Genomic DNA, 12,642 nt, shown 5'->3' with positions numbered 1-12,642 from the left:
CCACTTTACTAACTATAAGAATGGCTACTGTGCTATTGCTCGTGGGTAATGGGATGTGACTGCACTACGAACCCCGTTACCCCATACAATTGCTTGGTTATAAAGCATATGAAGCTGCTTCTGGTCGATATTAAGTAGCTTTGCTTGTTTTATTACATTCATCCAAAGTGCACTTTCAAAAGCACGAACTAGCGTCATGTAGTTGGCAATTTCAATGTTTTTACCAAGCAAGGCATCGTTCACTTCTTCTGACAACGGCAATTGTTTCAAAATGTCAGTCATAGATTGGTCAAGGAGTCCCTCAAGCAGCGAGAACAAACCAGCTAAGAAAGCTATAGGCGGATTGTTTTTCATTCCTCGACGCTCTGCCAGAAGATCAAAGAATTTAGCGCGAACCAGTGACATATGAATAATTTCAAGTGGCTTGTCGTCACCTAAATTCGTTAAGCTTAATAGCGCAATAAATTTCTTAATCTCTACTTCGCCCATATAATTTAGGGCATGCTTGAGCGAGGTAATCTTATAGCGCTTGTTGATGGTAGGGTTATTAATAAATTTCAGTAGTAAAAAACTTAGCGTGGCATCGCGCTCAATAATCTGGCTAATACGGTCAATGTCAAAACTGTTATTCGAACTCTCACCCATCAAATCGACGATGTTCATTTTCGACGCAGGCAATTGCTTTAAAATTCGCGCTTCTGGCTGAGAAAAAAAGTACCCTTGAAAAAAGTCGAACCCTAAATCGAGACATGTTGAGAAATTGTCTTGAGTGTCAACTTGCTCAGCCACTAACTGGACATCTGCATCGCGATAGCGTGGAATATGTTTTTCAATGGTTTCAAAACGCGCCTTCGACACATCAACTTTGACGATATCAATAAGCGGGAATATATCGTGTTTCGATGCCACCATCATGGGGTCGTCTATTGCCAACCTAAACCCAAGCTGCTTTATGTGCTGGCAGGCTTCAAATAGTCCGCTGGATGTGTCCGTTGGGTCAGCAAGTTCAACAACGACAAACTCCGGATTCAGAGTTGTGGGAAAGCGAGAAATGAGTGTGTCAGAAGAAAAAGAAATAAACGATGTTTTTTCGCCGCTAATATCATCAAGGCCTAAAGGGTGAAAATGTTCAGATATAAACTTTGCTTTCTCTTCCTTATGTTCCGGATAAGCGCCCGCTTTACCATCCCTGAACAAAAGTTCGTAGGCAAATACGCTTTTGCTTTTATCTAAAATGGGCTGACGAGCTATAAACGCGAACATAATTTCTTCCTGTTGAAAACGAACTGATATCGTTACTAATTATAATTCCAATTTTGACCGAACCGACGTTAAGTCACTCTCTAGTCTATGATATGTATTCGTAATCTAACAACTATTCAACCATTAATTATCAACTATCTCCTAAGGTGAACCATTTAATTATCCTTCAACGCTGATTGATGGATATGTTTGGCCCATTTAATTGCTTCATTATAATAGCTGTGAAGAAGGCTTTGGCTAATGTCATATTTCACGGCAAATTGTTGTATTCCGGTCCACTTTGCACGTTCGAATAATTGCGCCAAGGTTAAGCAGTTTCTAAGCATTCCTGTGCCACCGCAAAGGGCATTTTTTACATCGTCACTAATTGGAACTTTACTGACTAAGTCATCTATACGCTGTTCCATCATGGCATCTAATAAGGACAATAGGCCCGTTAAAAAACCCTTAAGCGGGTTATCTGCATCTTTAAGCTGAGAAAATACTAACTCGCAAAACTTTGCGCGTACCAGTGCCATCTGAAGCAGCTCTGTCGGTTGACCATCGTTTAAGTTGGCAAGAGCGAGCAGAGAAATAAATTTCTTCACTTCAATTTCGCCCATAAATGTTAACGCGTGCTTGAGAGAAGTAATCTTATGCCGCTTATTCACCATAGGATTGTTTATAAAGCGCAGCAGCAAATAAGTGAGGGACGGGTCACGCTCTATGATTTTGTTTACTTCATCGAAATTCAGTTTCGCCTGACTACTCAGCGTGAGTAACTCCATCATGGTAAGGCTGCTAGGGCCTAGCTTTCTGTGTTTAACAATTTCAGGTTTTGCTAAAAAGTAACCCTGAAAATAGTCGAAGCCCATGGCTTTAAACTTATTAAACTCTTCATAAGTCTCAATTTTTTCAGCGACGAGTTTAATATTTTTAGACTTAAAGCGTTCAACTAACGCGGGAATTTCATCGTGAGCAATTTCGGTAATGTCGATTTTGACTATGCTGGTAAAGGGGATAAACGCCTCCCATTTCCCTTTCATATCGTAATCATCTAAGGCGATAGGGTAGCCAAGCCCGCGAATGTGCCTGCAAGCAGAAACTAGCGCCTCGTCTACTTCAACCGTCTCTACAATCTCGATGACAACCTTGTTCGCGTCCAAAGAGGTGGGAAAGCGAAACATTAGCGTATCGCGATGAAAGTTAATGAACGCTTTTTTATCTCCCGTGATCTCTTCAATACCTAAGCTCAAATGGGTTGAAGTTAGTATCTTAGAGGTAGCTTCATCGGGAGGGATATCTGGAAAGCAATTTTCTTCGCCAATACGAAAAAGTAATTCATATGCGTACACCTCTCGGTCTACATCGAATATGGGCTGTCTAGCGACGTAAGCAAACATCAAGGTCCTCTTTGCTTCACTTGCCTTACTTCTTTGCCTAGTATTTCCCTTTAAGCGTTAAGTCCATTTATTGGCACATTATCCGGAAAATGCGTTGCAGCAGCTGTAGTGCAAAATCGATTAATCCAATCTATTATCTTCAGTTTTAAAGAGGAAAAGCAAGAGATATGATTACCCGATTAAGAATCACGAAAAACGATAGTGATTGAGTAATCGCGTTGGGGTGACAATTAAGCGTTGAATTTCATACCACTGAGATTAGCTTTGCGTCTATATTTGGTAATTAACGTATAATGCTATGATAGTTTACTGAAGATTCAGACTAACTGCAGTCAAGCAGGTGTGACTGCTTCGTTTGGTATTGTTCATTTAATTCGATTATTGCTTTGGTCAGCAGTTAATTTAATATTACTCGCCAGCCGTTTAGTGTGGAGCGATATTCAGAACGTTAATTTGAACTTTTTTTAATAATCTAGGTCTTGATATTGTAGGAAGTGCCACCATACCTACATATCGGTAAAACTTCATATCTTAATTAGGTCTCGCGCAGCTTCGGTTACTTTGTTAATATGAAGCGGCAATAAATGAGGTGAACAATGAGCAACAATTTGCAATCTATGGCCCTGTCAGTGCCACACAGCGGTAGCATTGAAGGCTACATCCAAGCTGTAAGCAGCATTGATATGCTTAGCGCTGAGGAAGAGCGTGAGTTGGCAGTGCGCCTTCGCGAAGACGAAGACTTACAAGCCGCTCGAAAGCTAGTAATGTCGCACCTTCGTTTTGTAGTGCACATTGCAAAATCTTACTCAGGTTATGGCTTACCACAAGCCGACTTAATTCAAGAAGGTAACATCGGTCTGATGAAAGCCGTTAAACGCTTCGACCCAACAGTGGGCGTGCGTTTGGTTTCTTTCGCGGTTCATTGGATCAAAGCAGAAATTCATGAGTTTGTACTTAAAAACTGGAGAATAGTGAAGGTTGCGACTACAAAAGCGCAGCGTAAATTGTTCTTTAACCTACGTAAGGCGAAAAAGCGTCTAGGTTGGTTTACTCATGCTGAAGTACAAACCGTAGCAGACGAGCTTGGCGTTAGCACAAAAGAAGTGCTTCAAATGGAAGCGCGTATGAGCAGCCAAGATCAAGCGTTTGACTTAACAGCAGACGAAGATGAGACGGGTAATTTTGCGCCGGTTCAATTTTTGGAAGATAAGTCTTCTGATGTTGAAACTGATGTCATTAATAATGACTGGGATACAGCGGCAAGTAAGCGACTGTATTCAGCGATAAAAACGCTAGACGAGCGTAGTCAAGATATCATTGAGACGCGTTGGTTAGCAGATAACAAAATTACGCTACAAGACTTGGCTGACAAATATCAGGTTTCTGCAGAGCGTGTTCGTCAAATTGAAAAGAATGCGATGAAGAAACTGCAAGCAGCTATGGTTGCGTAGTAATAAACGTAATCAGCCTGAACGCTTGATAGATACGAATTGAAAAAGCGCCTTTAAGGCGCTTTTTTATTGCTTCAAAAAAGTTAAAACATTAGCCTTACTTTTCTTTATTTTTAGCAACAGGAAGTACGTAAAATACTCCCTCAAACTCCGCCACCGGTGAATCCCCATCTAATATCGCCACGCTCAACTCGAAGCGAGCTTTATTATCATTCTCTAAAGGTTTGAATTTTCCAGATAAGGTTTCGATATTACAGATTGCCCTTGGCTTCATAGTAATAGGTTTGTGGTAGTGAATGTCTCCATCGCCCAAGACAATATCGCCGTCTAACCCACGCTCTTTGAGCTGCAGGTAAATCATTCCCCACCCCGTAAGTGTGGCTAACGAAAATATACTGCCTGCGAACATGGTGCCGTGAATATTGATGTTTTTATTTAGCGATGCGCGCGTTTCAAGTGTGCGCCCGGTGTATTGATACAGCTTGATACCCATATGTTCAGTAATAGGTATCGTTTCTGACCACGTTTCTTGAAGCGTTTTGCACCACTTAGGGTGGAGCACTAAAGTATTATTTTCGGTAAACTTTTTTACCATCTGCTGGCGCTTTAACATACCGAGCTCGTTTGGCGCTTCTCGTTCTATTTCAAAGCCACAAGCACTGAAGAAGTCGATTGAAATCTCGCGACTGTTAGTGACTGCTCGCTCTGCACCAAGGTCTTTTGCAACGTTTTCTAGCGCTGCCATCATCATCTGACCTAGCCCTTTGCGCTGATGATCAGAGTGAACGGCGATGTGTCTTATTTGTGCTTCTTCTGCAGTATTCAAATGCACTCGACCACAGGCTACCACTTCTCCACTGCGGTTGGTAATCATACGGTGCTCTGCGACTTGTTCGTATTCGTCTTTTTCTGAACCCGGAGGGAAGTTCCACGGCTGGCGTAGGTGTTCCCACCGAAAATGAAAATAGGCTTCAAATTCGGTATCGCTCTTTGGCGTCACTACCTTATACACAATAAACCGGCCTTATTAAAAAAATGAAAGAGTATTTAAACGTAAGAATACGAACGGTACAAGTTTATTTGTAGGAGCTGAGAAGGGCGTTTGTAGAAGAGAATGGCTCCTCTGTGTAGCTAAGAAGCAACTACACGTTGAATTGGAATGTTACTGGACCGTCATTGATAAGACCAACCTGCATATCTGCCCCAAATTCGCCCGTGGCCACGGTCATGCCTTTATTTTTAAGCGTATTAACAAACTTTTTGTAAATGGCTTCACCGTGTTCGGGAGGCGCGCCACGCGAAAAACCGGGTCTGTTGCCTTTTTGCGTATCTGCTACGAGAGTAAACTGTGATACGACTAAGAACTCACCGCCTACTTGCTCAATATTAAGGTTCATTTTCCCATCTTCATCATTGAACATGCGATAGCGACACAGTTTATTAGCAAGCTTTTCAATTTCTTCGTCACCATCTTTTTTTTCAACGCCTAGCAGCACAAGCATGCCGTTACCAATTTCGCCAATAACTTCGCCTGCTACAGTTACATTAGCCTGTGATACACGTTGGATTAATCCTATCACTTAGATGACTCCTGAATAAAACGTGACATATCGCGGGTCGCGCGGCACAGCGCATAGCCGATGCTTGGCTCTGACGTACTGTGTCCTGCATCGGGTATGATTTGTAACTGGCTTTGTGGCCATGCTTTATGAAGGGTCTCCGCCGCTTCTGTTTTACAAATCATATCGTATCGACCGTGAACAATTGTGCCAGGAATATGGCTTATTTTGCTAATGTTTTCAAGTATATAGTTTTCTTCTAAAAAGCATTGATTAGAAAGGAAATGACATTCCAGCGTGGCTAAACAGGTTACCAGATGCATAGGGTAGTGGGTGGTTGAGTCACCAACGCCTGGCGGCAAAGATAGACGCGAAAGTCGCTCTTCCCACTGATACCATCTTTTCAGCGCGGCGTGACGCAGCACGTCATTACTAGAGCGAACCATTGCGCTGTAGAAGTCACAAACGGCTTTCGACGTAACGGGCGTGGGAACATCTTTGATAAATCTTCGGTAGTGTTCTGGAAATAACTGGGCTGCACATCCAGATGGTGCTAAAAACCAGTCTCTATCTTCTTGTCTGGCAAGAAAAACGCCGCGAAGAATAAGCCCTGTCACATGGTCGGTGTATTTAAGCGCATACAGCAACGCTAACGTAGAGCCCCAAGAGCCGCCAAACAAAAGTAATTTGGGCACGTGAAGGTGTGCTCTTAACGCCTCAATATCTTCAACATTTAACCATGTGTCGTTGTTAAGCGTATCTGCAATAGGTGTCGAACGACCACACCCTCTTTGTTCATAGCCGATTATGCGATACTTATTACTGTCGAAGAAGCATTTATAGTTAGGTGGCAAGCCAGCGCCAGGCCCACCGTGGATAAAGAGTACGGGGATACCGTCTGGGTTGCCACTTTGTTCAAAGTAAAGCGAGTGCCCATTTCCTACTTCGATAAATCCATTCTCATAGCAGGTAACATCGGGGTAAAGTCGTTTCATTTTGTTTCTGCGCGTTGTGTGAGTGCCTGTTTTAGTTTAGTTTATTGTTATACAAACGTTTGCGTGCTGACTGCTTCAACGCTGTTTTTGTTTAGATATTAAGTGTTAAACACAAAGTGTATACTATAGAACAAATGTCATTACGTACTAGCTAATCATATTATAGTCATAAATGCGAGGATGTTTATATGGCGGGTCAAGGATCGGGCGGTAATGTAATCGCCGCAATTTGTAACTTTTTTATTCCTGGTTTGGGTCATTTGGTTCAAGGTCGAATTTTAGGTGCCTTGTTCTACTTTGTGGCAGTTGGCGTTTGCTATGCTCTCGCGGCAACAGTCGTGCTTGCTATTGTATTTTGGCCATTAGGAGCCATCTTACATCTAATCAGCATCATAAGTGCAGCACGTTATAGAGGTGGAGTAACCGCATGAAATTAATCGCATCGGCATTGGTTGCTATGCTTGCCCTAAGTGGATGTCAGTCTGCATACTACGCGGCATGGGAAAAGGTAGGCGTTGAAAAGCGCGATATCTTAGTCGACCGTGTAGAAAACGCCAAAGAATCGCAAGAAGACGCACAAGAGCAGTTTAGCTCAGCCCTTGAGGCGTTTAGTGCAGCCGTTGCTTTCGATGGCGGCGAATTAGAAGATATTTACGACCGTCTTAACGGACAGTACGAAGACAGTGTTGCCGCATCAGAAGAGGTAAGCGCACGTATTGATAAAGTCGAGAGTGTGGCCGAAGCCTTGTTCGATGAATGGTCAGAAGAGCTGGAAAAATACGAGAATGCTTCGCTCAAGCGCGACAGCTCAGCAAAGCTTCGTGAAACTCAGCGTCGCTATGCGTCACTGATGAAAGCCATGCGCAAAGCAGAGAGTAAAATGCCTCCTGTGCTTAGCGCACTGCAAGACAATGTGTTGTACTTAAAGCATAACTTAAATGCTAGCGCCATTGGTGCACTGCAAGGTGAGCTCTCAACGATTGAAAACAACGTTGCACAGCTTATTGGCCAGATGAACTCGGCTATAGCAGAGTCTGATGCTTTCATAGCATCAATGAAAAATTAGAGAATAAGTACTAACAGAGAAGGGGAGCAACGCTCCCCTTTTTTATAACTACAATCCTACTTCGAGTGCTTTTTCACTACAGTTTATCGTGAAACGACGTACTACTCTTTAGGTACCTTGCGAGGTTCATTTTCCGCTTTTTTGTTCTCAAAGGCTTCGCCTAGACTACAGGTGAACTCTGCACCGAATAATACGATTATCCATGATAGATAGACCCACAAGAAGAGGATGGGTACGACGGCAAGAGCACCGTATATCAGTTCATATGATGGAAAGTTTGTGACGTAGAGCGCAAAGCCAGACTTCGTTATTTCAAAAGCGATAGTGGCAACAACAGCGCCAACAAAGGCATGTCGCGCATAAACTCGTCTGTTTGGGACCACCATATACAAAATGGCAAAAGCGAGGAGGGCAGCGCCGCTGGGCACGAGACTTAATAAAAATGTTCCAAGCCCAGGTGTGTACTCTTCGGTAAATGCCGCAAGACCGGTTAAATAAGAGCTGACTACTACGCTAGAGCCAATAAGCATGGGGCCAAGGGTGATTACCATCCAATAAATAGCGAAGGTATATACAATCGGTCTGTCACTTTGTGTGCGCCAAATTCGGTTAAGCGTTTTGTCTACGTTTGATATTAGCATGAGCGCAACGACCAAAAGCGACAAAATACCAATGGCGCTCATTTGAGAAGCATTTCCCACAAAGTCGGTCATGTATTTGTGGACTACATCGCTGGCCGTCGGCACGAAATTGCTAAAAACAAAGTGCTCAAGTTTACTGCGCACAGACGCAAAAGCGGGAAACGCAGACATGATGGTAAAGGTCACCATAATAAATGGCACCAAAGATAACAACGTTACATAAGCTAAATGGCCGGCAGAGATAGTTATATTATCTTCTTTGCAGCGCTTTATGAAAATGCTGAAAAGCTCTCTCATCTGAGGGGTAACATTGTTATATAAGGTTTTAACCTTGTCTAAATCCACTCAACTTCTCCTGACGATACCTTATAAAGAAGGAGTATGGGGGGCTTGATTTTAAGACCCATGGGTATCGATAGTTCATAACTTGTTATTTGAATGGTAACTGGGGGCGGCCTCGCTGGCAAAAGTTTAATATAAACTTTATACAAAAAAGGCGCATTAGCTGCGCCTTCTCGTCTGCATGTTTCGTCCACTCAAAGTGACTACCTTTGCGGATTGGTTTTACGCACCTGAACGCACACCCAACATGTGACAGATAGCATAGCTGAGTTCACTGCGGTTCAATGTATAAAAGTGGAAGTGCTTTACCCCTTCTTTTGCCAGCACTTTAACCTGATCCATAGCAATGTTTGCACCAATAAGGTTACGAGTAGCTTGGTCATCAGCATCAAGGCCATCAAACATTTTGTGTAACCAGCCAGGCACGTGTACGTTCGTAAAACCTGCGAACTTAACCAAAGTTTGGTAGTTGGTTACGGGTAAAATACCCGGTACTAAATCTAAATCTACACCAGCGGCGGCGGCTCTGTCTCTGAATCGCAAAAATACGCTAGTATCGAAGAAGAACTGCGTGATGGCTTCCGTAGCGCCAGCCTCTGCTTTGCGCTTTAAATTGAGTAAATCGAATTGGGCATTAGGCGCTTCGGGGTGTTTTTCAGGATAAGCAGCAACAGAAATATCAAAATCGGCAACGTCTTTCAAAAGTGCAACTAAGTCAGAGGCATACATCTCTGTTTTTTCTACTCCCGGCGGCAAATCGCCCCGTAGCGCTACAATACGGCGAATACCTGAATCCCAGTAGTCTTTAGCAATTTGTTTAAGCTCATCGCGGCTCGCATCGACGCAGGTTAAATGAGGAACTGCGGCTACGCCTGTCTGCTGCTGAATGCGTTTAACAACATCGTGAGTTCTGTCGCGTTCGCCACTGTTTGCACCATAGGTTACCGACATGTAGCTGGGCTTTAGCGGCGCTAAACGCTCGACCGATTTCCAAAGGGTTTGCTCCATGGCTTCCGTTTTAGGCGGAAAAAATTCAAAAGATACATCTATATCACGCAGTTCCGACAGGGACTGGTTTAATGCATCGATACCTTGCGCGTACGAAACCATGGTTTATTCTCTCAAAAATATGTTCTTATGGACGTTTAGACGTCTAAATTAAAGAATATATGTCTAGACGTCAAGAGGTTTACACTGCTCAATTGACCTTTTCGTGAACTTGTTTAGAATTTCTGTTCATAATATAAAAAGAGTAGACCGAGTTAGCACAATGGCAGAATGGAATGGCAAATATATTCACCCCTACGCAGAGCATGGCAAAAAAAGCGAACAAGTAAAAAAAGTCACTGTCTCTATCCCAATTAATGTACTCAAAGCTCTGACTGATGAGCGCACCCGCCGTCAAATAAACAATTTGCGTCACGCGACTAATTCCGAGCTGCTTTGTGAAGCATTTCTACATGCGTTTACTGGGCAGCCTTTGCCAAACGATGATGATCTGCGTAAAGACAACCTTAACCGCGTCCCGGCAGAAGCTAGACGTATTATGGAAGAGATGGGGATTGACCCAAGTTTCGAGAACAACGTAACCGAAGACGACTAATCGTTACCTTCTAATTAAAATATAAAAAGCGGCGCCCTTACTGTGAAATGATTTCGCACTAAAGGCACCGCTTTTTGCTGCGTGTTATATCAGCAATTTACAGCCTGTGTTGAGAAGCTAAAACCTGCGCTTAGCAACCTTAGCTTTCAACGACAAAAAGATTGAATTTTATTCGCTTGCGCTCTCGGGCAAACGTGCCACACCAGACGCTATTGCTGCTTTAGAAACTGCAGTTGCAATGCGTTCACAAAGGCGAGGGTCCATCGGCTTCGGAATAATATACTCTTTACCAAACGTCAGGCTGTCGCTTTTACTGGCCGCTAATACTTCCTCGGGAACAGGCTCTTTGGTAATACTGCGAAGAGCTTCTACGGCCGCCACTTTCATTTCATCGTTAATTGCCGTTGCGCGAACATCCAACGCGCCCCGGAAAATAAACGGGAAGCATAAAACATTATTCACCTGATTCGGATAGTCAGAGCGACCTGTGGCCATGATAAGGTCTTTGCGCACCTCATGAGCCAGTTCTGGTTTTATCTCAGGGTCTGGATTTGAACAGGCAAATACAATTGGGTTTTCAGCCATTAGCGCCAGTGTTTCTGGTGGCAAAACATCTGGTCCTGATACGCCAACAAAGATATCTGCGCCTTCCATAACATCTTCTAACGTCCGCTTGTCGGTATTATTCGCAAAGAGCTTTTTGTGTTCAGTTAAATCTTCGCGACGAGTATGGATGACGCCTTTTCTATCAAGCATGTAAATACGCTCGCGCTGAGCACCACACTTAATAAGCAGCTCCATACAGGCAACCGCGGCAGCCCCTGCACCCATACATACAATTTTAGCGCTCTCGATATTTTTACCCTGAATCTCTAGCGCGTTAAGCATACCTGCTGCAGTTACGATAGCCGTGCCGTGCTGATCGTCATGAAACACCGGAATTTTGCAACGCTTAATAAGCTCTTGCTCAATTTCAAAACACTCTGGCGCTTTAATATCTTCTAAGTTAATTCCGCCGAAGGTATCAGCAATGTTGGCAACAGTGTTGATAAACTCTTCTGTAGTGCGATGCTTTACTTCAATATCGATAGCATCAAGCCCCGCAAAGCGCTTAAACAGCAGGGCTTTGCCTTCCATTACAGGTTTCGATGCCAGAGGTCCTAAATTCCCCAACCCTAAAATAGCGGTTCCGTTACTGATAACGGCAACCAAGTTACCTTTACCCGTATATTTATAAGCGTTGTCGGCATCTTCAGCGATTTCTCTGACCGGCTCGGCAACGCCTGGGCTATAGGCAAGAGCAAGGTCATCGACACTATCGGCAGGCTTGGACAGCTCAACGCGGATTTTTCCAGGGGTAGGTTTAGCGTGATAATCGAGTGCGCGTTGTCTAAAATCTGACATGTAAAATGGTATCCTTGAATGTAGGGTTCATCGGTGTTTTGCCCTCGGTCTGTCGCTATTTTATTGTTGTTGTAGGTATAGATAAATTAACGTGAGCGCAATACAACTAAGCAGTTAAAAACGTCTTATAATCAATTGCTAGCGCCAGAGTTAGTACTGAACGATGTGTGTCGTACCTAAAGCGCCAGAAGGCTACTATTGAGCTATTATTCACAGAATTAATACTCACTATTAGTATGCCGTTGGCAACTCTAACACAGCTAATTACTGTGTACATATCTGATCAGAATTCTCATTTACCAATGTAGGTGAGACGTACTAATTAGACCAGTAAAATACCGCTATAATTGGCATTCATATTATTTATTTTGACCGGCTGCTTCATTCGGTTGATCTATTGAGAGAGCGTGGGTTTTAACGTTGCGTTGACCGAGTGCGACTAAATAGAATGTTTGTTTCAGCGATATCCAAGCGTCTTCAGCATTGTATGGTGAAAACCATCGTCTTTTTTAGGCGCCTATTTTGTCTGGTAACATGACATAAAAACTAATGCGAATGCTCACTTTTATGAGTGAACGCTCCACGGAGAGTTACCAAATGACAGAAAGAAAATTAATTGCCGTTCTTACCGATGTTTGTGAAACGGCGAAGCAAGGTGAAAATGGCTTTGTTTGGCTAACTCATACTGGTCACTGGAGAACGCCACAGGTAGTGGCGGTATTCACAACTGAGCAAGCAAGAAAAAAGGCGCTAAGTAGCGGATGGGATACCTGGTTCATCAATGAAGTGAATATTGCCTTGGACTCAGTTAAATCGGAGGCACAAGCCATTCATTTTGATAGCGAAGAGGCTTGTAACAGTAGCAGTAGGGGTGACTGGGAAAAGCATCTGTCGCGGCGAGATAGCTTCCATTAACTTCAAGTGACGCTGCTTGGT

General features: G+C 43.4%; 13 protein-coding genes. 5 read left to right on the top strand and 8 right to left on the bottom strand.

Annotated features, from left to right (window positions below):
- Positions 1-24: 24 nt before the first annotated feature.
- Together ACM0P2_RS17855 and ACM0P2_RS17850 are read right to left on the bottom strand one after the other, a co-directional pair.
- Positions 25-1,263, bottom strand: a complete 1,239-nt coding sequence (locus ACM0P2_RS17855; protein WP_159119353.1) for an EAL and HDOD domain-containing protein — start codon at positions 1,261-1,263, stop codon at positions 25-27.
- A gap of 155 nt (positions 1,264-1,418) precedes the next feature.
- Complete coding sequence (locus tag ACM0P2_RS17850) at positions 1,419-2,645, bottom strand: EAL and HDOD domain-containing protein (RefSeq protein WP_419226932.1); 1,227 nt, start codon at positions 2,643-2,645, stop codon at positions 1,419-1,421.
- 596 nt (positions 2,646-3,241) lie between these two features.
- Here ACM0P2_RS17850 and rpoH point away from each other — a divergent pair.
- Positions 3,242-4,096, top strand: a complete 855-nt coding sequence (gene rpoH / locus ACM0P2_RS17845; RefSeq protein ID WP_105932186.1) for an RNA polymerase sigma factor RpoH — start codon at positions 3,242-3,244, stop codon at positions 4,094-4,096.
- Between the two features lie 97 nt (positions 4,097-4,193).
- On the opposite strand, the gene ACM0P2_RS17840 is transcribed toward rpoH, so the two are convergent.
- From ACM0P2_RS17840 to pip, 3 genes are all read right to left on the bottom strand, one after another.
- On the bottom strand, positions 4,194-5,108 hold the full coding sequence (locus tag ACM0P2_RS17840) for a bifunctional GNAT family N-acetyltransferase/hotdog fold thioesterase (protein ID WP_159119351.1): 915 nt from the start codon (positions 5,106-5,108) through the stop codon (positions 4,194-4,196).
- A gap of 130 nt (positions 5,109-5,238) precedes the next feature.
- The gene (gene dtd / locus ACM0P2_RS17835; RefSeq protein WP_173360579.1) at positions 5,239-5,676 is read right to left on the bottom strand and encodes a D-aminoacyl-tRNA deacylase; all 438 of its coding nucleotides are present in this window, start codon (positions 5,674-5,676) and stop codon (positions 5,239-5,241) included.
- Positions 5,673-6,650, bottom strand: a complete 978-nt coding sequence (gene pip, locus ACM0P2_RS17830; protein WP_173360578.1) for a prolyl aminopeptidase — start codon at positions 6,648-6,650, stop codon at positions 5,673-5,675. The genes dtd and pip overlap by 4 nt, the downstream gene beginning before the upstream one ends.
- A 188-nt stretch (positions 6,651-6,838) precedes the next feature.
- On the opposite strand from pip, the gene ACM0P2_RS17825 reads away from it, so the two are divergent.
- Both ACM0P2_RS17825 and ACM0P2_RS17820 read left to right on the top strand, forming a co-directional pair.
- Positions 6,839-7,081: a hypothetical protein gene (locus tag ACM0P2_RS17825; RefSeq protein ID WP_159119348.1), complete on the top strand. Its 243-nt coding sequence runs from the start codon at positions 6,839-6,841 to the stop codon at positions 7,079-7,081.
- Positions 7,078-7,716 carry a DUF2959 domain-containing protein gene (locus ACM0P2_RS17820; protein ID WP_159119347.1) on the top strand — a complete coding sequence of 213 codons (639 nt, stop codon included), beginning with the start codon at positions 7,078-7,080 and terminating at the stop codon, positions 7,714-7,716. The genes ACM0P2_RS17825 and ACM0P2_RS17820 overlap by 4 nt, the downstream gene beginning before the upstream one ends.
- A 101-nt stretch (positions 7,717-7,817) precedes the next feature.
- Here the strand turns inward: ACM0P2_RS17820 and ACM0P2_RS17815 are convergent, their stop codons facing one another.
- Both ACM0P2_RS17815 and metF read right to left on the bottom strand, forming a co-directional pair.
- Positions 7,818-8,702, bottom strand: coding sequence for a virulence factor BrkB family protein (locus ACM0P2_RS17815; RefSeq protein WP_159119346.1), 885 nt, complete (start codon positions 8,700-8,702; stop codon positions 7,818-7,820).
- 219 nt (positions 8,703-8,921) lie between these two features.
- Positions 8,922-9,809 carry a methylenetetrahydrofolate reductase gene (metF, locus tag ACM0P2_RS17810; protein WP_105932193.1) on the bottom strand — a complete coding sequence of 296 codons (888 nt, stop codon included), beginning with the start codon at positions 9,807-9,809 and terminating at the stop codon, positions 8,922-8,924.
- A 160-nt stretch (positions 9,810-9,969) separates the two neighbouring features.
- Between metF and metJ the strand changes: the two genes are divergently transcribed.
- On the top strand, positions 9,970-10,302 hold the full coding sequence (gene metJ, locus ACM0P2_RS17805) for a met regulon transcriptional regulator MetJ (RefSeq protein ID WP_159119345.1): 333 nt from the start codon (positions 9,970-9,972) through the stop codon (positions 10,300-10,302).
- A 168-nt stretch (positions 10,303-10,470) separates the two neighbouring features.
- On the opposite strand, the gene ACM0P2_RS17800 is transcribed toward metJ, so the two are convergent.
- The gene (locus ACM0P2_RS17800; protein ID WP_159119344.1) at positions 10,471-11,706 is read right to left on the bottom strand and encodes a malic enzyme-like NAD(P)-binding protein; all 1,236 of its coding nucleotides are present in this window, start codon (positions 11,704-11,706) and stop codon (positions 10,471-10,473) included.
- 597 nt (positions 11,707-12,303) lie between these two features.
- Between ACM0P2_RS17800 and ACM0P2_RS17795 the strand changes: the two genes are divergently transcribed.
- Positions 12,304-12,621, top strand: a complete 318-nt coding sequence (locus ACM0P2_RS17795) for a hypothetical protein (RefSeq protein WP_159119343.1) — start codon at positions 12,304-12,306, stop codon at positions 12,619-12,621.
- Positions 12,622-12,642 lie beyond the last annotated feature (21 nt).

It is taken from the genome of Alteromonas sp. OM2203 (assembly GCF_048517045.1).
GTDB lineage: Bacteria > Pseudomonadota > Gammaproteobacteria > Enterobacterales > Alteromonadaceae > Alteromonas > Alteromonas gracilis.
This window is presented reverse-complemented; position numbering and strand designations above follow the sequence as displayed.

Bases quoted from the DNA above. Each gene is read 5' to 3' on its own strand.
- ACM0P2_RS17855 (WP_159119353.1), bottom strand. From the start codon at position 1,263: ATGTTCGCGTTTATAGCTCGTCAGCCCATTTTAGATAAAAGCAAAAGC.
- ACM0P2_RS17850 (WP_419226932.1), bottom strand. From the start codon at position 2,645: ATGTTTGCTTACGTCGCTAGACAGCCCATATTCGATGTAGACCGAGAG.
- rpoH (WP_105932186.1), top strand. From the start codon at position 3,242: ATGAGCAACAATTTGCAATCTATGGCCCTGTCAGTGCCACACAGCGGT.
- pip (WP_173360578.1), bottom strand. From the start codon at position 6,650: ATGAAACGACTTTACCCCGATGTTACCTGCTATGAGAATGGATTTATC.
- ACM0P2_RS17825 (WP_159119348.1), top strand. From the start codon at position 6,839: ATGGCGGGTCAAGGATCGGGCGGTAATGTAATCGCCGCAATTTGTAAC.
- ACM0P2_RS17820 (WP_159119347.1), top strand. From the start codon at position 7,078: ATGAAATTAATCGCATCGGCATTGGTTGCTATGCTTGCCCTAAGTGGA.
- metF (WP_105932193.1), bottom strand. From the start codon at position 9,809: ATGGTTTCGTACGCGCAAGGTATCGATGCATTAAACCAGTCCCTGTCG.
- metJ (WP_159119345.1), top strand. From the start codon at position 9,970: ATGGCAGAATGGAATGGCAAATATATTCACCCCTACGCAGAGCATGGC.
- ACM0P2_RS17800 (WP_159119344.1), bottom strand. From the start codon at position 11,706: ATGTCAGATTTTAGACAACGCGCACTCGATTATCACGCTAAACCTACC.
- ACM0P2_RS17795 (WP_159119343.1), top strand. From the start codon at position 12,304: ATGACAGAAAGAAAATTAATTGCCGTTCTTACCGATGTTTGTGAAACG.